The organism is Corynebacterium meridianum, assembly GCF_016342265.1.
Classification (GTDB): domain Bacteria; phylum Actinomycetota; class Actinomycetes; order Mycobacteriales; family Mycobacteriaceae; genus Corynebacterium; species Corynebacterium meridianum.
This window is the reverse complement of the sequence record NZ_JAEIOS010000009.1, coordinates 111,203-133,509: the sequence shown is the minus strand read 5'-3', so window position 1 is coordinate 133,509 and position 22,307 is coordinate 111,203. Positions and strand designations below refer to the sequence as shown.

General features: G+C 63.0%; 15 protein-coding genes. 12 read left to right on the top strand and 3 right to left on the bottom strand.

The annotated features are described in order from the left end of the window. Positions 1-125: 125 nt before the first annotated feature. From ilvD to JDV75_RS00640, 3 genes are all read right to left on the bottom strand, one after another. Complete coding sequence (ilvD, locus tag JDV75_RS00650) at positions 126-1,967, bottom strand: dihydroxy-acid dehydratase (RefSeq protein WP_198737337.1); 1,842 nt, start codon at positions 1,965-1,967, stop codon at positions 126-128. 65 nt (positions 1,968-2,032) lie between these two features. Further along, positions 2,033-2,746 (bottom strand): PH domain-containing protein, encoded by a 714-nt coding sequence (locus tag JDV75_RS00645; protein WP_198737336.1) that lies wholly within the window; start codon positions 2,744-2,746, stop codon positions 2,033-2,035. Positions 2,747-2,791: 45 nt separating this feature from the next. Further along, positions 2,792-4,372, bottom strand: a complete 1,581-nt coding sequence (locus tag JDV75_RS00640; RefSeq protein WP_198737335.1) for a mechanosensitive ion channel family protein — start codon at positions 4,370-4,372, stop codon at positions 2,792-2,794. Positions 4,373-4,839: 467 nt separating this feature from the next. Here JDV75_RS00640 and JDV75_RS00635 point away from each other — a divergent pair, with 467 nt between their 5' ends. The 12 genes from JDV75_RS00635 to JDV75_RS12275 all read left to right on the top strand — a co-directional run bounded on the left by JDV75_RS00635 (position 4,840) and on the right by JDV75_RS12275 (position 22,046). Beyond that, positions 4,840-6,726, top strand: a complete 1,887-nt coding sequence (locus JDV75_RS00635; protein WP_198737334.1) for an acetolactate synthase large subunit — start codon at positions 4,840-4,842, stop codon at positions 6,724-6,726. Next, a complete protein-coding gene (gene ilvN, locus JDV75_RS00630; protein ID WP_198737333.1) occupies positions 6,726-7,250 on the top strand; it encodes an acetolactate synthase small subunit in 525 nt (174 codons plus the stop codon). Before JDV75_RS00635 ends, ilvN begins: the two co-directional genes overlap by 1 nt. A 203-nt stretch (positions 7,251-7,453) precedes the next feature. Further along, the gene (ilvC, locus tag JDV75_RS00625) at positions 7,454-8,467 is read left to right on the top strand and encodes a ketol-acid reductoisomerase (RefSeq protein ID WP_198737332.1); all 1,014 of its coding nucleotides are present in this window, start codon (positions 7,454-7,456) and stop codon (positions 8,465-8,467) included. A 644-nt stretch (positions 8,468-9,111) separates the two neighbouring features. Then, entirely contained in the window at positions 9,112-10,467 is a 1,356-nt protein-coding gene (locus JDV75_RS00620; RefSeq protein ID WP_198737643.1) for an MmgE/PrpD family protein, read from the top strand. 29 nt (positions 10,468-10,496) lie between these two features. Continuing rightward, positions 10,497-11,330 (top strand): phosphosulfolactate synthase, encoded by an 834-nt coding sequence (locus JDV75_RS00615; RefSeq protein ID WP_198735696.1) that lies wholly within the window; start codon positions 10,497-10,499, stop codon positions 11,328-11,330. A 443-nt stretch (positions 11,331-11,773) separates the two neighbouring features. Next, complete coding sequence (locus JDV75_RS00610; RefSeq protein WP_198737331.1) at positions 11,774-12,817, top strand: cation diffusion facilitator family transporter; 1,044 nt, start codon at positions 11,774-11,776, stop codon at positions 12,815-12,817. Between the two features lie 109 nt (positions 12,818-12,926). After that, positions 12,927-14,852 (top strand): GmrSD restriction endonuclease domain-containing protein, encoded by a 1,926-nt coding sequence (locus JDV75_RS00605; RefSeq protein WP_198737330.1) that lies wholly within the window; start codon positions 12,927-12,929, stop codon positions 14,850-14,852. 89 nt (positions 14,853-14,941) lie between these two features. Beyond that, entirely contained in the window at positions 14,942-16,705 is a 1,764-nt protein-coding gene (locus JDV75_RS00600; protein ID WP_198737329.1) for an MBL fold metallo-hydrolase, read from the top strand. A 220-nt stretch (positions 16,706-16,925) separates the two neighbouring features. Beyond that, complete coding sequence (serA, locus tag JDV75_RS00595; RefSeq protein ID WP_198737328.1) at positions 16,926-18,521, top strand: phosphoglycerate dehydrogenase; 1,596 nt, start codon at positions 16,926-16,928, stop codon at positions 18,519-18,521. Between the two features lie 212 nt (positions 18,522-18,733). Beyond that, entirely contained in the window at positions 18,734-19,213 is a 480-nt protein-coding gene (locus JDV75_RS00590) for a flavin reductase family protein (protein ID WP_198737327.1), read from the top strand. 99 nt (positions 19,214-19,312) lie between these two features. Continuing rightward, entirely contained in the window at positions 19,313-21,262 is a 1,950-nt protein-coding gene (locus JDV75_RS12175) for a GmrSD restriction endonuclease domain-containing protein (protein WP_198737326.1), read from the top strand. A 535-nt stretch (positions 21,263-21,797) separates the two neighbouring features. Continuing rightward, complete coding sequence (locus JDV75_RS12275) at positions 21,798-22,046, top strand: transposase (RefSeq protein ID WP_198737325.1); 249 nt, start codon at positions 21,798-21,800, stop codon at positions 22,044-22,046. Positions 22,047-22,307: the final 261 nt, after the last annotated feature.

Genomic DNA, 22,307 nt, shown 5'->3' with positions numbered 1-22,307 from the left:
CGACCGAGCTGTGGTCGGGACAGGTGATGGCCCGACACTGTGATAGCGGTACCCGGAAAAGACCTGAAGGTGGTCCCTCCCCGTAGGGGAGGGACCACCTTTCCGTGCATCGGGGTGCTGAGACGTCAGTCGACCTGCCGGACAGCTCCCTTGTCCGCTGAGGTGGCCATCTTCGCGTAGGCCCGCAGAGCCTTGCTCACCGTGCGCTGACGGTTCACGGGTTGCCACGGTCTCTCGGAAGCGTTCATCTCCTCGCGACGGCGCTCGATCTCGGCGTCATCGACGTCGAGGGAGAGTTGACGCTGATGAATGTCGATGGTCACGGTGTCGCCGTCCCGGATCAGACCTATGAGTCCTCCGTGCGCAGCTTCTGGGGAGACGTGTCCGACCGAGATACCCGAGGACCCGCCGGAGAAGCGACCGTCGGTGATCAAGGCACATTTCTTTCCCAGACCCGATCCCTTCAGGAAGGCCGTCGGGTGCAGCATCTCCTGCATACCCGGCCCACCCGAGGGACCCTCGTACCGGACGATGAGGATCTCACCGGGCTGGATCTCCCTCTTGAGGATCACGGAGACCGCCTCCTCCTGTGATTCCACTACCCGGGCTGGCCCGGAGAAGTGCCACAGCTCCTCGTCGATGCCTGCCGCCTTGATGATCGCGCCGTCCGGGGCGAGGTTGCCTCGCAGGACCGCGAGACCGCCGTCGGCAGTGTGTGCGTGTTCGACGTCATGGATGCATCCGTTGACCGCGTCGGTGTCGAGGGAATCCCAGCGGTTTTCAGTGGAGAACGGTTCGGTCGTCCGCACACCGCCCGGCGCGGCGTGGAACAGCTCGATCGCCTCGGTGGTAGCTTTTCCGCCGCGGATATCCCAGGCGTCCAACCAGGATTGGAGATCTGGCGAGTGTACCGAGTGGACGTCGTCGTGGAGCAGCCCACCCCGGTGGAGTTCTCCCAGTATGGCGGGGATGCCGCCGGCCCGGTGCACATCTTCCATGTGGTAGTCGGAGTTGGGCGACACCTTCGAAAGACACCCCACCTTCCGGGAGAGATCGTCTATGTCGGCGAGATCGAAGTCCACCTCACCTTCCTGAGCCGCGGCGAGAATGTGCAGCACGGTGTTCGTGGAGCCGCCCATGGCCATGTCGAGCGCCATCGCGTTGTTGAAAGCGTGTTTGGTTGCGATGGACCGGGGCAGAACGGAGGTGTCCTCATTGCCGTAGTAACGCCGACATAATTCGACGATCGTTTCGCCGGCTCGGGTGAAGAGCTGCCTGCGGGCCCTGTGTGTGGCGAGTGTAGAGCCGTTACCGGGCAAGGAGAGCCCGAGTGCCTCGGTGAGGCAGTTCATGGAGTTCGCGGTGAACATGCCGGAGCAGGAACCGCAGGTCGGGCAGGCGGATGCCTCGATCCGGGAGAGACCCGGTGCATCGACACCCTCGTTCGCAGACGCGGAAATGGCGGTGACGAGGTCCGTCGGAGCGTGGGCGATGCCGTCGACGACGACGGCTTTGCCTGCCTCCATCGGTCCTCCGGAGACGAAAACGGTGGGGATGTTCAGCCGTAGGGCGGTGTTGAGCATGCCCGGAGTGATCTTGTCGCAGTTGGAGATGCACACAAGGGCGTCGGCGGTGTGGGCATTCACCATGTATTCGACGGCGTCCGCGATGATCTCGCGACTGGGAAGGGAGTAGAGCATGCCGCCGTGGCCCATCGCGATGCCGTCATCGACGGCGATCGTGTTGAACTCCTTCGGGACACCGCCCGCGGCGGTGATGGCCTCTGCGACGATGTCGCCGACGTTCTTCAGGTGTACGTGGCCGGGGACGAACTGGGTGTACGAGTTCGCGATGGCGACGATCGGCTTCCCGAAGTCGTTGTCTTTCATTCCGGTGGCGCGCCAGAGGGCGCGGGCACCGGAGGCGTTACGTCCGACTGTGGTGACTCTTGAGCGTAAGGGGATCATGGGGGCTGTCTTCTGCTTGTCAGGGCTGGTCAGGGTGTCCGTGGAAAGGGAATGGTGGCTGTGTTTCAGGAATCTTCGGATCGGTTGTCTCTGGCGGGGGCGCCGGGATCGGGTTCTCCCAGTTCCCGGGTGATGGGGTTGCCCTCGGCATCTGTTCGGTACCAGCCGCCGGGTTCCATGCCGCTGCGTCTTTTCGCTGCGGCACGTTTCTTCTCCGCCTGCTCGATCTCCTCCTGTGCGGCGAGGATCTCGCGGGCCGCCTCCTCCCGGGTCTTGACGATCTGGCGACCGTCGCGGCGCATCACCACGACCTTGTCGTCCGAGGCGGCCCGTCCAGCGGCGATGACGTCGGGGATTCGGCCGCCGGAGGAGGCGGCGAGATCAGGCACGCTGTTGAACGATACACCGGGTAGAGCGAACTCCCGCCCGTCGTGTGAGCGGGCGTGCGAGCTACCCGATCCAAAACGAATCCCGGACAAGTCCTCCCAGCTGATGCTCCGATTGGTCGAGAACGCGTTGACGGCGGTGATGCCGTCCGCGTCAATGGTGGTGCGTGATTTCAGCACCCAGTAGGCGTAGACGAAGGGCAGCAGCAGTACCCAGAACAGAAGCTTTGGCGCGGCTCCCACCGTGAGCAGGCTGGTCAGGAGCATCAGGCAGGCACCTAGGAGATGTGTCCGGTCAGGCCGGAACACCGTGGCGGTGACCGGGGTTGTTCCGTTGGCTCCGTCGGCGGTGTCGCCGGAGTCTGGATCAGCATCGGGGCTCGTGGAGGACATACCTGCTGATTCTATTGAATGGCCGGTACCGCAGTCACCTCGGGGTCAGGGGTTGACCGTGGTCCGGGTTCCACGGTCTCCAGTCCTTCCCGTGGAATCCGGTGTCTCGGTGGGCTGCGGGAGCGTGGACGTCGTCGGTGGCGCGGGGGTCGTCCCCGATTCCTGTGGTTGGCGGGGAACTGGGGTATCCCGCCGGTTCGGTGAAGTGGTGGCGCTGTTCTGTCTCGACGGCGTCGCCGTCTGACTGATCGAGGTCACCTCCGTCGGTGGCGTGGGGAGGATGTCCTCGGTTTCGGCTGCGACATCCGCAGGGTCCAGGGTGAAGCCCTTGAAGAAGAGCAGTGCCACCAGCGCGAGACAGAGCCCCGTCGTGGATGGACGCACCCTGTCTCCGAAGGAGATGACCTTGCGCCATCCTGTCGAATCGATCGTGAGGTGGGCTCCAGACGCGGAAGGATTCACCTCGTTCGGGTCATCCAGGTTGGTGTCTGACGGATCCTTGGTGGAGACATCGGACCGGGAACGGTCGCTCTCGGAATCGGCCCTGTGTTCCCGCGGTTCGGAGATGGATTCCGTGGCGAGTTTCCCCGCCTCTGCGCCTGTGGCACCGGAGCCTTTGACCGGGGTGTGGCCCTCTCCGCTGTCCGTGATGTCCCCGGCACCGGTCCGCTCGCCGCTTTCAGCGTCATAGTCGACGTCGATGAGAGGGCTTCTGGTCAGCGCGCGCTCGAGCAGCGGAGCATCCGCGTCGAGGGTGTTCCGAACCGCGCCGGAGATGGTCGTGGCGGAGCCGTACTCCTTCCAGAACTCCTCGATGATCTTCGTCCGGATCGCACGTTCGACGGCCCATTGGCGGGCCGGGTTGACCTGCACGATGAACCGCATGTTCACCATCCAGGGCATGCCGACGGTATTCGGCTCCTCGACGCCCACGGAGGGATGGACGTCGAGCTCACCCGTGACGTCCTTGGCGATGTCCGGTTGTTCCAGCGCGCGGAGTGTAGCGTCGGTGGAGCGCTTCACCGCTTCCTCGATCGAATCGGAACCGAGCAGCGGGATTGGCATGACGACGACGGCCCGTGCCCAGTAGTTGGAGTGGTTGATGCAGACCCGCGCGGTGGAGTTCGGGATATTCACGGTTTCCCCGGCCAGGGTACGCACGCGGGTGGCCCGCATGGTGATCTGGATGACGTCTCCTTCGACGTCTATTCCGGGACCCTGGAAGCGGACCCAGTCGCCGACGCCGAACTGTTTCTCGGAGATGATGAAGAAGCCGGCCAGGAAGTCGGCGATGATCGACTGTGCGCCGAGACCGACGGCCGCGGAGATCACGGTAGCTGGGATCGCTGCTCCGGCCAGCGGTACGCCGAGTTGCTTGAGGGCCGCGATCGAGAGGAAGAAGTAGGCGATCAGCTGGACAAGGTAGACGGCTGTCCCGACGATCGCTAGGCGTTGCTTCGACTCCTGTTCAGTCGGGTCGAGCCGGCGGGTGATGAGCCGGATCGCGAGGCGGCCGAACCTGGGGACGAGGAACGCGAGGACGATGATGATGGAGAGTTCGATACCGGGATCGATGATCCACTGCCACCAACTGGACAGGATGTAGGAGATGGGGAGAGTCGGCATGGGAGACAGGTTAACGCGGTAGACGGGGTGGCTTCAGCGTCGGAGTGGTGGGTGATTTCTCACCCCTGGGCCATGGTGCGGCATCGACCGGAAAGGAATGGGTTTGTGCTCCGAATCACTGGCGATATGACGTTCCGCCGGAATGGGGCCCGTCCCACCACGTGGACGGGGGTATGGGATGGGGTGGCGTAAGTTGCCGTAACCTACCGGGGCCTGTGTAACATCTCGTGACATGACCAACATTCGACTTGTACCCGTAAGCAGCCGGCGTTTGCCGTAGCGGCCGTACAAGTCGTGAAGTCAAACGCCCTCGGCACCACCGCACAGACGGTGAGTGAACGGGGGTTTTGTTCATTCTCGCCCCTGTTGCCCCCGAAAACAACCGCCGGCACTCCCTGTGTCGGGGGCGAAGCCAGTACCCGCCTGATCGTATTTCACCGAGACCATCCCAAAAGGAGCCCGACGTCGTGAACGTGGCAGCTCGTCATCATCCCAGTCCCGCCATGCTGGCGAAGGACGCAGAACCGTCCGCCCCCGAGCGTATGACCGGAGCGCAGGCGATCGTCCGCTCACTCGAGGAACTCGGGGTGGATGTCGTATTCGGCATTCCGGGCGGTGCGATCCTGCCGCTGTACGATCCGCTCTACTCATCGGAGAAGGTCCGGCATGTCCTCGTCCGGCACGAACAGGGCGCGGGTCACGCCGCGGAGGGATACGCCCAGGCGTCCGGTCAAGTCGGTGTGTGCATCGCCACCTCCGGCCCCGGGGCGACGAACCTCGTCACGCCTCTCGCTGACGCGCACCTCGATTCGGTCCCGGTCGTCGCCATCACAGGTCAGGTCGGCCACACCCTGCTGGGTACCGACGCCTTCCAGGAAGCGGATATCCGCGGTATCACGATGCCGGTGACCAAGCACAACTACATGGTCACGGACCCGAACCGGATCCCCGCAGCCGTGGCTGCGGCCTTCCATCTCGCCTCCACCGGTCGGCCTGGGCCCGTTCTCATCGACGTCCCCAAGGACGTCCAGAACGCCATGTGTGACTTCGTCTGGCCGCCCGAGATGTCCCTCGCCGGATACAAGCCCGTCACCACCCCGCACCACCGCCGCATCGAGGAAGCGGTCCGGATGATCGCCGCCTCCGAGCGCCCCTGTCTCTACATCGGTGGTGGTGTCATCAAGGCCGATGCGCACGCTGAATTGCTCGCCTTCGCCGAATACACCGGAATACCGGTCGTCACCACACTCATGGGACTGGGTTCGTTCCCTGACAGTCACCCGCAGCACATGGGTATGCCGGGGATGCACGGCAGCGTCTCGGCGGTTGCCACCATGCAACGCTCTGATCTGCTCATCACCATCGGTGCGCGCTTCGACGACCGGGTGACCGGCGACCTCGACAGCTTCGCCCCGGACGCCAAGGTCATACACGCCGACATCGACCCGGCCGAGATCTCGAAGATCCGCCACGCCGACGTCCCGATCGTCGGGGACGCCCGGGAGGTCCTGGACGCTCTGCTGACCATGTACCGCAAGCTTGAACTGGATCCTCCGGCAATCGACCGTTGGGTCTCCTACCTGAACGGGCTCCGTGACAGGTTCCCGCGTGGCTGGACGGGCAACGATGACGGCACGATCTTTCCCCAGTACGTCATCAACACACTGTCCAGGGAGGTCGGGCCGGATGCCATCTACTGTGCCGGCGTCGGTCAGCACCAGATGTGGTCGGCTCAGTTCATCGACTACGAGAACCCCCGTACCTGGCTCAACTCGGGTGGTCTCGGGACGATGGGTTACGCCGTACCCGCGGCGATGGGTGCGAAGGCCGGTATGCCGGACAAGGAGGTCTGGGCGATCGACGGCGACGGCTGTTTCCAGATGACCAACCAGGAGCTCGTCACCTGTGCCGTCGAGGGCTTCCCCATCAAGGTCGCGCTGATCAACAACGGGAACCTGGGTATGGTCCGTCAGTGGCAGACACTGTTTTACGGGGGGCGCTACTCCAACACCCGACTGCGGAAGCAGGGCGAGTACGTGCCCGACTTCGTCAAACTCGCCGAAGCCCTCGGCTGTGAAGCGATCCGTGTCACCCGTGAGGAGGACGTTATCCCGGCCATCCGGCGAGCCCGAGAGATCAACGACCGTCCCGTCGTCATCGACTTCATCGTCGGGGAAGATGCACAGGTCTGGCCCATGGTCGCCGCCGGCCACTCCAACTCCGACATCCAGTACGCCAAGGATCTGCGCCCGCTGTTCGACGAGGACTCGGCGGCGACTGCCCTGGCTGACGTCGAGAAGGCCATCGAGGGCAACGCGAATGACGCCGCCAAGCACACCGAGGAGAAGAACTGATGTTCCCGAAGAACCGCTACATCCTGTCAGTCCTCGTCGAGGACGTCGATGGAATCGTCTCGCGGATCGCGGGACTGTTCACCCGTCGTGGCTACCCGATCGCATCCATCGTCTCCGCGATCACCGACGTCGACGGCATCAACCGCATCACCATCGTCATCGACGGGGAACTGGGCGATGAGCACACGATTGAGCAGATCACCAAACAGCTCAACAAGCTCATCCCCGTGCTCAAGGTCGTCCGTCTCCCGGAGGAGAGCACCGTTGCCAGGGCGCTGATGATGGTCAAGGTCTCCGCGGATGCCGGCAATCGGCCGCAGATCGTCGACGCCGCGAACATCTTCCGGGCGCGAGTCATCGACGTTTCTCCCGACGCCGTGGTCATCGAGGCGACCGGAACCCCGGGGAAGCTCGAGGCGCTTCTCGACGTCCTCGCCCCGTTCGGCATCCGTGAGATGATCCAGTCCGGTGAGATCGCCCTCTGCCGTGGCCCCAGGACCATGGCCCCCGCCAGCGGACGCTGACCCCGACGGGGTGTCCGTACGTCGATCCCGTCCGTATGCCCCCATGCGGTACCTCCACAGTCCACGAGGTTCCGCGCTCAACCGCCCCATCCGGCACACCCGCCGCTGCACACGGGGAATGAACATCTAAGCTGGAACACATCGCATCCGATGCGTTTTTCGACCGATACATCTCAATTCGAGGAAAAGGAACACACAGCACCATGGCAATTGAAGTTCTCTACGACGACGACGCTGACCTGTCGATCATCCAGAACCGCAAGGTCGCGATCATCGGTTACGGTTCCCAGGGACACGCCCACGCGCAGTGTCTGCGGGACTCGGGTGTCGAGGTCTGCATCGGCCTCCGCGACGGCTCCAAGTCCGCGGTGAAGGCCCGTGAGGCCGGCTTCGAGGTCAAGTCGAACGCCGAAGCCTCCGAGTGGGCCGATGTGATCATGCTGCTCGCCCCCGACACCTCCCAGGCCCAGATCTTCACCGACGACATCGAGCCCAACCTCGTCGACGGCAACGCCCTCTTCTTCGGTCACGGACTGAACATCCACTTCGACCTCATCGAGCCGGCCGACGGCATCACCGTCGCCATGGTCGCCCCGAAGGGCCCCGGCCACCTGGTGCGCCGTCAGTTCGTCGACGGCAAGGGCGTTCCCTGCCTCATCGCCGTCGACCAGGACCCCCGGGGCGAAGGTCACGACCTCGCGCTGTCCTACGCCGCGGCCATCGGAGGTGCCCGCGCCGGTGTCATCCCGACCACCTTCCGCGAGGAGACCGAGACGGATCTCTTCGGTGAGCAGGTCGTGCTCTGCGGTGGTCTCGAGTCCCTGATGATGCAGGGCTTCGAGGTTCTGACCGAGGCCGGTTACGCCCCCGAGATGGCCTACTTCGAGGTGCTCCACGAGATGAAGCTCATCGTCGACCTCATCTGGGAGGGCGGCCTCGCCAACATGAACTACTCCATCTCCGACACCGCCGAGTTCGGTGGGTACGTGGCTGGACCCCGCATCATCGATGCAGGGACCAAGGAGCGCATGAAGGAGGTCCTCTCGGACATCCAGGACGGCAGCTTCGTCAAGCGCCTCCTTGCCAATGTCGAGGGCGGCAACAAGGAGCTCGAGGGCATGCGCGCGAAGATCGCCGAGCACCCGATCGAGAAGACCGGTGTCAAGCTGCGTGACCTGATGAGCTGGGTCAAGAACCCGCTCGACGCCACCGCCTAGACACAGGTATTCCGGCTCCACGGGCCGGCGAAAACGCCCGCCCCGCACCCCGTCATCAACGGGTGCGGGGCGGGCGTTTTCGCCGTGTGGTGCTCCCGCCACCCGGCTCCGACAGACACGGATACAACCGTTCGGGGTTGATTGTGGGGGTAATTTTCCGGATTGAATTTCCGCTCTCGTTGGTGGTGGTGTAGTGGGCCGGACGGGGGTGATGGGGGTCCGTGGAGTGACATCTTCCGCACGGCTGCATCCCCGATCCGGCGAACCGGCCCGGATCCGCGGACGGTGTCCGGTCCGGTTGATGAACGCGGAAGCTGTGAAGGTGTGTCCAGCGACGATGGTCCGGCCTGGACGCAGGCTCTCCGCTGTGTGCGGGGTGGGCGTCGGTGGCGCGGCCCGGGCGGCGGGGGAGTGTGGACGGTGAATGCACCCCCGCGCGCCACGTGACGGGGCTGCTGTGTGTCCCCCGGGGCGGGTGCCTGCCGACCCCGAAGGGGGCCCGTTGACTCTAAACAGAACGCTCGTACTGTAAGGGTAGCCTTCCCGACAGAGTGGGGTGCGGGACCGCAAAGACGGCCCGCCCGAGGCTGCCCCACCAGAAAGGTACGTACCCCGTGACCACGAACCGCACCGAAGTTCAGCAGATGGCGGACTTCGCCGCGAACGCCAAGCTCGAGCAGATGTCGCCGGAGGCGCTGGAGCAGCTGAAGATCCGCGTTCTCGACACCCTCGGCGTCGCCGTCGGCGCGCTGGACTCCGACGTTCTCGTCGCGATCCGCTCGCTCAACGATGACCTCGGCGGCAATGGACAGGCCACCCTCATCGGTGGCGGCAAGACCGCCGCCGACCTGGCCGCCTTCCACAACTCCGCGGCATCCCGCTACCTCGATTTCATGGACGCCTACCTCGCCAAGGGGGAGACCAACCACCCCTCTGACAACATGGGTGCCGTTCTCGCCGCGGCCGAGGTCGCCGGCGCGTCCGGGCGGGACTTCCTCACCGCCTTCGCCGTCGCCTACCAGATCCACACCCGGCTCTCCGACGTCGCACCGGTGCGTGCCCTCGGCTTCGACCACACCACCCAGGGCGCCTTCGCTGCGGGCGCATCCGCCGCGCTCGCCCTCGGCCTGGACGCCGACGGCATCGCCAACGCGGCCGCAATGACCGCCACCGCCAACGTGGCACTACGCGTCACTCGCACCGGCAACCTGTCCCACTGGAAGGGACTGGCCTACCCGCACACCTCCAAGGAGGGCATGTTCTACGCCCTTCTCGCAGGCAAGGGCATCACCGGTCCCGAGGCTGTGTTCGAGGGCAACAAGGGCTTCAAGGCGCTCGCCGGCGACTACGAGCTCGACTGGTCGAAGGAGGACCTTGAGTCCGTCACCCGCACCATCATCAAGAAGTACAACGCCGAGATCCACTCCCAGTCCGCCCTCGAGGCGGCGCTGGAACTCAAGGGAAAGCACGACTTCGATCCCGCCGAGATCAAGGAGGTGCGTCTGACCACCTTCGACGTCGCCTACTCCATCATCGGCGGCGGCGAGGAGGGGGACAAGCGCTCCATCCGTACTAAGGAGGAGGCCGACCACTCCCTGCCGTGGATGCTCGCAGTGACGATCCTCGACGGGGAGCTCAATCCCGCCCAGTACGAGGCGGAGCGCATCATCGCCGACGACGTGCAGACGCTCATGGGCAAGGTCACCATCACGCCGTCGGACGATTTCTCTGACCGCTTCCCGAACGAGATGCCCGCCGACCTCGTCATCGTCATGAACGACGGCACCGAGTACCACGCCGTGGAATCCGCCTACGACGGCTTCCACTCCCAGCCGCTCGACTGGGACGGCGCGGTGGCGAAGTTCACCGCTCTCGCCGAGCCCTTCACCGACGAGGCCCTGCGCACCGAGATCTGCGAGACCGTCCACCGGCTCGATGAGGTCGCCGAGATCTCCGAGCTGACCGACCTGCTGGCCCGGGTCTCCACGACCCGCTCCTGATACCGCACCATCAACAGAAAGGCACCACCATGTCCAACGCCATCGACTTCGACGTCTCCTTCAACTTCGTTCCCCGCGCAAAGCGGCCCGCCAAGCCCCGCTCCTACGGCATGACCGAGGTTCGCGCGCCCTACTACGACACCTTCGGCACCCGCCACCTCCAGGATGTGTTCGACATGGCCGGCCAGTGGGTGGACGGCATCAAGTGGGCCGGCGGCTCCTTCGCGCTGTGCCCCACCGAGCAGGTCCGGAAGTTCTCCGACATCGCCCACGAGAATGACGCCTACGTCTCCTCCGGTGGCTGGATCGAGACGGTCCTGCGCTACGGCGACGACGCCGTCGACCACTACCTCAAGGAGGCCAAGGAGGTCGGTTTCGACGTCATTGAGATCTCGACGGGCTTCATCATGCTCCCGACCTCAGGTCTCGAGCGACTGGTGGAGAAGGTCGTCAAGGCCGGACTGAAGGCCAAGCCCGAGCTGGGTATCCAGATCGGCTCCGGCGGCGACTCCTCCGAGGCCGAGCTCGCCGCGGAGGGGGCCAAGGACATCGGGGACCTCATCGACCGCGGTAAGCGCGCTCTCGACGCCGGGGCGTCGATCATCATGATTGAGTCTGAGGGCATCACCGAGAACGTCCGGGAGTGGAACACCGGCGCCGCCGCCTCCATCATCAACGGTCTCGGCCTCGAGAACGTCATGTTCGAGGCCGCCGACGGTCCCGTGTTCGAGTGGTACGTCAAGAACTACGGCAACGAGTGCAACCTGTTCGTCGACCATTCCCAGGTTCTGCAGCTCGAGGGTCTGCGTCAGAACATCTGGGGCAACAAGTCCACCTGGGGGCGCGTGATCAACCCCCACTGATCCGTGTATTTCCTGTAGCGCGGTCAACGACCCCGCCGTCGCCGTGGCGTAGCTCCACGGCAACGGCGGGGGTTTTCCGTCGGTGCCCGGCACCGCCCCGGGGTGCTCCGGTACAGGTGACCGCACCCCACGGTGCAACCACCGTTCGTCCTGGGACGGACCGCCTTGTACGGGCGGGTCGACGATCAGGTTTCTTCCGGGGTGCTGCGCGGGAGACGGTCGTTGATCGGGGGTGTTTCCGGGGGTATTGTTCCGTGCGGGCATAACGGTACCGGCATTCATTTCAGGTAAGGCGACACTTAGTTCTTTGCCCATGTGGAGGATGGTTTTACGGTTCTCCGCACTCCAAAAAGCTTGGGAAATAAGGAATATCTCCGCAGCTTAAGGCCAACACGTTTTCAATAAGGTTTCAATAAGCGATGTTCTGGACTAGTGTTCAGCACATGAGCGAGACCACGAAAACCGGGGAACAACACGATCACGGACACGATCACGCAGAGCACGATCACGGGGTACATGACCACGGCCACGCCCACGGTCAGGGGGAGGATCACGCCGGGCACGACCACGGACACGGACATGATCACGGTCATGGCGGGCACGCGCACGCCCACGCACCGAAATCCCTCAAGGCGCTGATCGGCGTCATCGTCCTGACCACGACGATCTTCCTCGCGGAGGTCATCTTCGGTCTGCTGTCCGGCTCCCTGGCGCTGCTCGCCGACGCCGCCCACATGCTCTCCGATTCGGCGGGTCTGGTCATCGCCCTGGTGGCGATCATCATCGGCAGACGGGCGGCCACCGCCTCCGCCACCTTCGGATACCGCCGTATCGAGGTCATCGCGGCGGCCGTCAATGCGCTCTCCGTCGGGGCGATCTCCATCTGGATCGTGGTCGAGGCGATCAAGCGGCTCGGTGGGCACGGGCACATCGACACGACGATGATGCTCATCGTCGCGGTCATCGGCTTCGTCGCCAACGGAGGCTCCGCGCTCCTGCTCGTCCGACGCCAGCACGACAGCATGAACATGCGCGGCGCCTACCTCCACGTCCTGTCCGACATGCTCGGGTCCGTCGCCGTGATCGTCGCGGGCCTCATTGTCCGGGCGACCGGTTTCATCCTCGCCGACACCATCGCCTCGGTCATCATCGCCGCCATCATCCTGCCTCGGTCCATGCGCCTGCTGCTCGACGCCACCCGGGTGCTGATGGAACGCGTCCCCGGGCACGTCGACCTCGACGAGATCCGCGCTGCACTGGAAGAGATCCCCGGTGTGGAGACCGCCCACGATCTCCACGTGTGGTCGATGGATGGCAGCGAGCTCATCGCCACCTGCCACCTCGTCGTCGACCCGGACCGGGTCGAGTCCGGCTGCGACGTCCTCGACGTCGCGAACCACAGCCTGGAGAAGTTCGGCGTCACCCACGCCACGATCCAGATAGAATCTGCGCACCACGCCGATCACGAGGCTCACGTCCACGACTGACGCCCTGTTCCCCGCTCCACGCCCCGACCCCGGGACGGACATGGTTCCGTCACCGGGGTTTCACACGCCGGTAGCGCACATGTCGACAAAGCCCGATAGAGTCGGCGGCATGGGTTTCACCACACCGAGCTACGACCTCACCGATCTGTTCGCCCGCATAGACCGCGGAGACGTTCAACTACCTGACTTCCAACGGGACTACAGCTGGAACGTCGACCGTATCCGCTCCCTGATCGTGACGGTGCTGCGCGGTTATCCGATCGGCTGCCTCATGGCGTTGGACACCCGGAACGAACCGATGCGTTTCCGGCCCCGTCCACTCTCCGGGGCGCCGGACACAGGGCGGAACCCGGGCATGCTGATCCTCGACGGACAGCAGCGCCTCACCACGCTCTACCACTGCCTCCGCGGCGACGGACTCGTCGACACCGTCGACTTCCGCAACATGCGCATCCAACGCCGGTTCTACGTCGACGTGGACAAGGCAGTCTCCGAGGACATCATGCCCGACGAGGCGGTGCTCTCCATCGACGCGGACGGTGAGATCAAGTCCCACTACGGCCCGAAGATCGCGGGCGGGATCCCGGACCGGGAGATCGCCCGCGCCCACGGCCTCGTGCCCGTCTCCGCGCTGCTCGAGGACGAGGGCACCGACATGCTCTTCGACTTCATCGAGGGCGCCGACCCCGTCACCAGGGAGCGCGTCAAGCGGTTCAACAACACCGTCGCGAAGCCACTCGTGCGGTACTCCGTCCCGATCATCCGGCTCGACCGGGAGACCGCCCAGGGCGGCGTCGGATCGATCTTCTCCCAGGCCAACTCGGCGGGCCTCCAGATGGACGTGGTCGACCTGCTCACCGCCGTCTTCGCCAGCGAGGACCCCGACTTCCGGCTCTCGGACTCGTGGCGGGAGATCGAGGAGGCGCTGCGGAAGCACCCCGTCCTCGACGGCATCGACCGCACCGCCTTCTTCACCGCGGTCACGCTCCTGACCACAGCGGAGAAAGGGCATGCGAGCGGGCACCGCGAGGACATCCTCCAGCTCACCCTCGCGGACTACGCACCCGCCGCACAACGCACCGTCGACGCCTTCGTCGCAGCGGCCGAGTTCCTCGAGGCACGGTGCATAACCGACACCACCCGGATCCCGTACGCGGCGCAGATAACCCCGCTCGCGGTGATCCTGTCCCTGCTCGGTGAGACCCCCGAGGTGTTCCGCTGCAGTACGGCCGTCGACCGGCTCAACCGGTGGTTCTGGTCCGGTGTATTCGGCGAACTCTACGGATCCGCCTCAGTGAACGTCCGCACCGGCAGGGACGTCAACCAGGTGACCCCCTGGGTGCGGGCCGCACTCGACGGGGAACCCGAGGTACCCGAGCCCGCCTCCATCAGCGACGCCCGCTTCGTCGAGTCCCGACTGCTCAGCGTCGGCCCGGAATCCGGCGTCTGGAAGGGCACCCACGCCCTGCTCATGGGCCGCGGCGCCAGGGACTGGCGCACCGGCGACCGGTTCGACGCCAAGAACCTCGTGGAGGACGAGGAGGGCTTCCACCCGATCTTCCCGCCGCAGTACTGCCGCCGGACCGGGGTCAACCAGATGCTCGCCGACAGCGTGCTCAACCGCTCACCCCTGAGCCGCCGGACCGAGATGGTCATGGACGGCGCCGAGCCGGCCCGTTACCTCGCCCGCGTGCAGTCGAAGTCGCTCATGGAAGACGCCGAGTTCGACACCGTCCTCGCGAGCCACCTCCTCGACCCGCGGGTCCTCCGCAACGCCTGCTCCGACGACTTCTTCGCCGACCGACGCACCCGGTTGCTCAAGATGATCGAGGAGGCGATGGGCAAGGACGCCATCCACGACGTCGACGAGACGAACCTCGGCGGCGGAGAGGAAGGTCCGGACGCGTTCGTCACCACCGGCAACGCCGGTGCCACCGATGACGGTGACGGTGACGGCGAAGATGCAGCGCACCCCGGGGAATCCGGGGAAAGCGACACCTCCCGGGATGAGGATCCGCAGGTAGCCGAATCCTGAGACGCGGGGCCGCACGATAGCAGCATCGGGTCGTTTCCTAGTATTTTGGGACATCCGCACTGATCCGATGAGAGAGACGGTTGAGTCCCATGCATCACGACCGCAGCATCCTGACCACGAACCGCCGACGTGTGATCGCGCTCCTCTGTGGCGCGGTCCTCACCGGAACCGCGCTCGTCGCCTGCTCCGCTGACGGATCCGGCGATCAGGAACCCGGTCAGCAGGGCAACGCACAGTCATCCCCGGCGCCGGGCCGGGAGCCCGTCGCCGAACGTTTCGGTACCGAACCACGCGTCCTGGCCGACACAGACCACTCCGGCATCGAGGTCAGTGAACTGTTCTTCACCGATGCGCCGGCCGCCGTCATCGCCACCCCGGAACCCGCAGCACAGCAGAGGGCCACCAGTATCGCCCTCGCCGCCGGGCTGCCCGTGCTCACCGCCACCGGGACCAACGGCCCGGAACTGGCCGCCGAGATCGAGAGACTCGGCGCAGGTGAGGTTCTCACCGTCGGCGGTGTCGCGGTCGAGCTGCCCGAGACGGTCGCCATCCACACCGACGATGGGAGCCACGCCGCCTTCGAGGCGCTCACCGGAAAGACCCCGAACCCCGTCACCCCGGAGAACACGGCCTCCGGACTCCTCCGGCAGATCAGCGCACTCAAACCCGGGGACCTGCTCGGCGCGGCCCCCGCCGAGGACCCGGCTGGGTCAGCCACCGGCGCGGAGAACCCGACGGACACGGAGACACCGGACGGTACGGAAACGGATTCCCCGGCCCGGTCCGGTGAGAATCTCGACCGATTGCCCACCCGCGGCAGGGACAAGGAACGGATGCCCCTCGTCCTCGCGGCCCCCGGCACCGGGATCGCCGCCGTGGCCACCGCCCGGGCCGCCGGGGCGGACGTCGAGATCCTCGACCACGCCGACCCCCGCGTGAGCGAACACTCCCTCGAGCTGATCCGCGGCCTGGACGGCGATCCTGTCATCGCACTCGGCCAGCTGTTCGGCAGCGCGGAACACTTCACCCGCACCACGGAGCTCGCCACCACGGCCACCACCGAGCAACCCGGCGGCGGCCAGCTCGTGTTCCCCGGCCGGCGCATGATCGCCTACTACGGGCACCCCTCCGGCGGAGCACTGGGAATCATGGGGGAGCGGACCCCCGGGGAGTCCGTCGCCCACCTCAGTGAACTCGTTGCGCAGTACGCGCCGCTGTCCGGGGAACCCGTCATCCCCGCCTTCGAGATCATCGCCACCGTCGCTTCCGGCTCACCCGGACCTGACGGCGACTACTCCAATGAGGCCGATCCGGAGGAGCTGCGGCCCTACATCGACGCCATCACCGACGCCGGCGGCTACGCCGTACTCGACCTCCAGCCCGGCCGCGCCCGGCTAATCGACCAGGCGAAGATCTACACCGACCTGCTGAAACTCCCGAACGTCGGACTGGCGCTGGACGCCGAATGGAAACTCGGCCCCGACGAGGTGCCGTTGCAGCAGGTGGGCCACGTCCAGGCGGACGAGGTCAACGAGGTCGCCGACTGGCTGGCCGAGCTCACCGCGAACAACAACCTCCCGCAGAAGGCGTTCGTGCTGCACCAGTTCCAGCTCCAGATGATCCGCGACCGCGAGACCATCGACCTCGAGCACCCGGAACTCGCGTTCGTCCTGCACGCCGACGGACACGGAACCGCGTCCGACAAGTTCGCCACATTCGACGCACTCCGGCAGGATCTGGATCCCCGCTACTTCATCGCCTGGAAGAACTTCATCGACGAGGACACCCCGATGTTCACCCCGGAGCAGACGATGAAGATCACCCCCCGCCCCTGGTTCGTCAGCTACCAGTGAACGCCCGATTCGCAGGCACCGAAGCCGCAGGTCCGGTGAGCGAAACTGTGTTGTGTGTCACCAAACGTTCCACCGCGGGTACCCGCGGTGGACACACGGACAGCACGGTCTAGACTGAAGCGCAGTCGCACGCCACATTTTGCCGGCGTGGACCCGCCCCGGGCCGACGCGGTCGTGCCTGCCCGGACGCGGACGCAACCAGCACTCCAGGAGTAAGAACGTGAGCCAGAATGGCCGCCCGGTAGTACTCATCGCAGACAAGCTCGCACAGTCCACCGTCGACGCCCTCGGCGACGGCGTGGAGGTGCGCTGGGTCGACGGACCCAACCGACCCGAGCTCCTCGCCGCAGTCGGCGACGCCGACGCCCTGCTCGTCCGTTCCGCGACCACCGTCGACCGTGAGGTCCTCGAAGCGGCGAAGAACCTGACCATCGTCGGCCGCGCCGGCGTCGGCCTGGACAACGTCGACATCGCCGCCGCCACCGAGCGCGGCGTCATGGTGGCCAACGCCCCGACCTCCAACATCCACTCCGCCTGCGAGCACGCCATCTCGCTGCTGCTATCCACCGCCCGCCAGATCCCCGCCGCCGACGCCACCCTGCGCGACGGCGAGTGGAAGCGCTCATCCTTCAAGGGCGTCGAGATCTTCGGCAAGACCGTCGGCATCGTCGGCTTCGGCCACATCGGCCAGCTCTTCGCCCAGCGCCTCGCCGCGTTCGAGACCACCGTCATCGCCTACGACCCCTACGCCAACCCCGCGCGCGCCGCGCAGCTCGGCGTCGAGCTCGTCGAGCTCGAGGACCTCATGGGCCGCAGTGACTTCGTGACGATCCACCTCCCCAAGACCAAGGAGACCGCCGGCATGTTCGACGCCGAGCTGCTCGCCAAGGCCAAGAAGGGGCAGATCATCATCAACGCCGCCCGCGGCGGTCTCGTCGACGAGCAGGCACTCGCCGACGCCATCACCTCCGGCCAGATCCGCGGCGCCGGCTTCGACGTCTACTCCTCCGAGCCCTGCACCGACTCGCCCCTGTTCGGTCTCAAGGAGGTCGTGGTCACCCCGCACCTGGGTGCCTCGACCGTCGAGGCCCAGGACCGCGCCGGCACCGACGTCGCCGACAGCGTGCTCAAGGCGCTCGCCGGCGAGTTCGTCCCCGACGCCGTGAACGTCTCCGGCGGACGCGTCGGTGAAGAGGTCGCCCTCTGGCTCGACCTCTCCCGCAAGCTCGGCCTCGTCGCCGGCGAACTCCTCGACACCGCCCCAGTCGCCCTCGAGGTCACCGCACGCGGCGAGCTGTCCACCGAGAAGGTCGACGCCCTCGGCCTGTCCGCCATGCGTGGACTGTTCTCCTCGATGATCGACGAGCAGGTCACCTTCGTCAACGCCCCCCGCATCGCCGAGGAGCGTGGCGTCGAGGTCACCGTCAACACCGAGAGCGAGGCCGTCAGCCACCGCTCCGCCGTCGAGGTCAAGGCCATCGCCTCCGACGGCTCCACCGCCACCGTCGTCGGTACCCTCGCCGGTCTCGACCGCGTCGAGAAGATCGTGCGCCTCAACGGCCGTGGACTCGACATGCGCGCCGAGGGCCGCAACCTGTTCCTCCACTACACGGACCAGCCCGGCGCACTGGGCAAGGTCGGCACCCACCTCGGTGCCGAGGGTATCAACATCGCCGCCGCGGCCCTGTCGCAGGACGCCTCCGGCAAGGGCGCCACACTGATCCTCCGCGTCGACGCCGAGGTCCCCGAGAAGGTCGTCGAAGCCATCAGCGCTGACCTCGACGCAACCGCCTTCCAGGTGGACTTCGGGGCCTGATAGCCCGGTCGTTCAAACTACCGCCACCTCGCCCGTATCTTCCCCTTGATGGGGGGCAGATGGGGTGGCGGTTGTCTTTGTGTCCGGTGTCTGCATCGTCGACGCCGGGGAACCGTACTCCTCCGAAGCTCCCGACGGTTGCCCGTTCTTCGTCGACTGAACCAGTTTCCGTGCTCTTCGGGCCCGGAAATCAGGGGGTAGAGTAGGTGAACATGACTGAAACGGTATCGGGCCTCGAACTACGCACCGCTGTTGGATCGTTCCCCTCCGGGGTGACGGTGGTGACCAGCCATTCGGAGGGAATGGACATCGGGCTGACCGTCAGTGCCTTTGCGTCACTGTCCCTGGAGCCGGCAATGGTGGTCGTGTGTATCGAGAACAAGTCCAAGTCATTGCCGCACCTGGCTGTCGGCCGTGAGGTCGGGATCTCCGTGCTCGCTTCTGATCAGCTTGAGCTGGCGGTACAATTCGCCCGACATGTGGAGAACCGCTTCGCGGGGGTGGAGATCGAGCGCCGAGGCGAGATTGGTGTGCCCTTTATCTCAGGTGCTGTTGCATGGTTCCTTGGGGTGGTAGATTCGTGGTACAAAGGAGGCGATCATACGATTGTTACCGTCTCGGTTACGAAATGTGGAAGAATCAGAGAGGCGGATCCTTTAATTTACATAAAGGGAAAACTTGAAGGAGATTAAGTTTACCTAGTTCGGAGGCCTATTTCAAGTTTAAAATATCGTGTGTGGTTCACATACTGGTAGTAACTGTAGTTTTTTAAAAAAGTTAGGAAGTGAATCGTGAAATCGGCAAACCCCATTTCTGAACCGTCGGAGAATGAAATTCAAAGACAGCTTGAGCTAAGATCGCAGCCATTCCCAATCGCAACGCTTTTTACACTCTATCTTGATGGGAAGTTCCGGGTGAATCGGCGTTATCAAAGAAAATTGGTGTGGACGCCGGAAGAGAAATCAGAACTAATAGAGTCAATATACAACGGGTATCCAATACCGGGTATAATTCTAAACGATACTGGATCTCAAGTTTATGAAATAATCGACGGTATGCAGCGACTTGACGCGATATTTTCATATCTTGAACAACGGTCGACAGATGGTCGAGGTAACTATTTTAACGTTGATAATTATCCTGCCGCAAGAGAACATATCGAGCAGAGTGGCGTAAATGTTATCCAAGACCCAAGTGCTTTGGCAGCTTCTTCCCAATCGAATCGTTTTCTGGCGTATACACTGCAAGCATCGATCGTGGCATCTGCATCTGAGGAAGATGTAAAAGAAGTTTTCCGCAGGATTAATAGTTACGGTCGTCGGCTTAGTAACCAGGAGCGCCGACAGGCTGGTGTTGATAACGATCTAGCAAATTTGGTTCGTGATCTTGCTACATACTTACGGAACGATTTGGGTGAGAATGGAATAAATCTTGGAGAAATGCCAAGTATAACGTATAACCCAGAAAAGTTGGGAACGATTTTGCTGGGCGAGGTTAAAAACTATTCAGTTGAAAGCCGAAAAGCGAAGATGGGGTATTCGGTTAACGCATCTGATACATTCTGGGTTCAGAAGGGAATACTCAATTCTGTTGATTTGAGGTCCAGTGAAGATGAAAAAGTAATCGCAGATATTCTCGGCTCAATCCTGAATACTAAGGACGTTTTGCTTTCAACCGATCGAAAAGTTCTAGACGAGCTCTATAGTGAAGGATCGGAGCTTCAGAATGTTGTCCTGAGTGAGCTTCATAGAATTGGCGCTGAAACCTTGAAGAAGCAGATTATTTTTTGTTTCGCTCAAGTTGACCAGATGTGTAAAAACATACCTAATATCAAGCTTCAACGTCATCTCTATTACGACCCGTCAAAGAAGAAGGTAAATAGCAATAAATTCCCTTCTGCTTTCGCAGTTCTTCTGGTTGCTATTTACGAACTTTGTTTCAGGTCTAGCGACCGTGTCGAGAAGGAGATTAGCGAAGAAAACTCCAAAGAAGCACTTGATCAGCTTCTAGGCGTTTTTGGTGCCAACATGCCTTCATCTAAGAAGGGGGAGAAAGGGCGCGGTGAAATGTTCAAAATCGTCCAGCAGCGCCTTAAGGGATCGGTTACGCCAATTGCAAAGGATCGCGTTTCGGAGATATATCAATCTAAAACCCTTGAGGGGATTTTGGCGCTTCCGTGCGAAAATGGACGTATTGAGTTTAAGCAGGGAATGTACGATCTCTCTCCCGGTCGGAAGCGTGTTAAGCTCGATAAAATTGCAAAGACTTTAGTTGCGATAGCAAACCTGGGTCCATCCGGCTATGATTTGAATGCTGGGTATCTTATCGTAGGAGTTGCGGATACAAAGAGGGACGCGGATAAGATTAATAGCCTTGATGGAGTTAAGGCGCCTCTCATTTCTGAGAATTACGTCGTCGGCTTAGACCGCGAGTTTAATTTAAGTGGTAAGGCCATTGACTCGGAAGCCTACCTTCATATGGTTCGAGATGACCTTCATAAGGAGCCAATTTCAGAGCCCCTGAAGTCGAAGATCTTATCTAACTTGGAGATGGTGACTCTTTATGGGCAGAAGCTTCTGGTATTCCGCGTTGAAGCTATTGGTAAACTGTCTCGCTACGATAACGATGTTTACGTCCGTGACTTGGATCAGACGCTGAAATATAAAAAGGCGGACGTGATGTATCTTGAGGATCTTATATATGAAATTCGGGACAAATATAGGTCTGCACTGAATCACTAGTACTCTTTCTCTGTAGTGGTTGGTACTTTCTCCCTGTGTCTACGAAATGTGTTGGTTGTTTTGAGAAGTTTGCGCCCTACTCAACTTTCACATTTAATTAGTTGCTACATTGGCAGCGCGTCTGTGCTGTGGACTGAGGAGGATTTTCGAGGATGCGTTGATCGTTTTTCCGATGGCGTGCGAGTGAAAAGTTATCTGGAACTAACCGGCTGTCGCGCCAATGTAGCGATCTCGAGTTTGCGCAACACGCGGCGATAAACGGGAGGTGGGCAGTATAAGGATCCTTGGTATCGATTCGCGTTTTCTCAGTAATTATCCCAGTAATCACACGCCTAGCGATGTAAGTTTGGGACTCTGTCACGAAAGACATATTTGAACAAGATTGAGTTTGCGTTGGAGGGATGAATTTCACTCCGCCCTACCCTCTTAGTTCAACGTCAACTAGGGCGTGTATCCTATAGCTGAGCGATGATTCTTGAGACCGTGGCCGTAGGGGGCGTCCAGAGTCGAGGTTTTGCGAGTTCATCGATGAGCAGTGGAAACGGATCGATGCCCCTTTTTTCCCTCCAACGCTGGGCGGCAGGGATATCTGCTTCGGGACTATCGCAAGGTCGTCGAAGGGATCATCTACCGCTACCGGGTGGTGTTTCCGTTGCGTGACCTGCCTCGGGAGGAGTTCGGCCCGTGGCAGACGGTGTGGAAGGCCCATGTTCGCTGCACCGAGGACCGCACCTGGTACCGGGTCTGCACACGATTTTCGCTGATGTGGATGCGGCCGGGATGAACGACCGGAACGGCTCGGTCGCGCCCATCGATATGGCACGAACACAACGCGCCCTGAGCAGGACACAGGGGGCTCGTCCGAATCACAAGAACCGGCCAGTCGCGGAGTGTGAATCTGCGGGTCACGGCATTGGCCGGTCGCGTGGTGGACTGACGACCAAGTTCCACCGCGACGTCGACGGGCGAGGCCGGCTATCCGCGAACGTGGTCACCGGCGCGCAACCCAACGACGGTGCCAAGCTGGAGTAGGTACCGGCCAGCT

Excerpts from the sequence above, each read along its gene's own strand:
- ilvD (WP_198737337.1), bottom strand. The coding sequence starts at position 1,967 with ATGATCCCCTTACGCTCAAGAGTCACCACAGTCGGACGTAACGCCTCC.
- JDV75_RS00645 (WP_198737336.1), bottom strand. The coding sequence starts at position 2,746 with ATGTCCTCCACGAGCCCCGATGCTGATCCAGACTCCGGCGACACCGCC.
- JDV75_RS00640 (WP_198737335.1), bottom strand. The coding sequence starts at position 4,372 with ATGCCGACTCTCCCCATCTCCTACATCCTGTCCAGTTGGTGGCAGTGG.
- ilvN (WP_198737333.1), top strand. The coding sequence starts at position 6,726 with ATGTTCCCGAAGAACCGCTACATCCTGTCAGTCCTCGTCGAGGACGTC.
- ilvC (WP_198737332.1), top strand. The coding sequence starts at position 7,454 with ATGGCAATTGAAGTTCTCTACGACGACGACGCTGACCTGTCGATCATC.
- JDV75_RS00620 (WP_198737643.1), top strand. The coding sequence starts at position 9,112 with ATGGCGGACTTCGCCGCGAACGCCAAGCTCGAGCAGATGTCGCCGGAG.
- JDV75_RS00615 (WP_198735696.1), top strand. The coding sequence starts at position 10,497 with ATGTCCAACGCCATCGACTTCGACGTCTCCTTCAACTTCGTTCCCCGC.
- JDV75_RS00610 (WP_198737331.1), top strand. The coding sequence starts at position 11,774 with ATGAGCGAGACCACGAAAACCGGGGAACAACACGATCACGGACACGAT.
- JDV75_RS00605 (WP_198737330.1), top strand. The coding sequence starts at position 12,927 with ATGGGTTTCACCACACCGAGCTACGACCTCACCGATCTGTTCGCCCGC.
- JDV75_RS00600 (WP_198737329.1), top strand. The coding sequence starts at position 14,942 with ATGCATCACGACCGCAGCATCCTGACCACGAACCGCCGACGTGTGATC.
- JDV75_RS00590 (WP_198737327.1), top strand. The coding sequence starts at position 18,734 with ATGACTGAAACGGTATCGGGCCTCGAACTACGCACCGCTGTTGGATCG.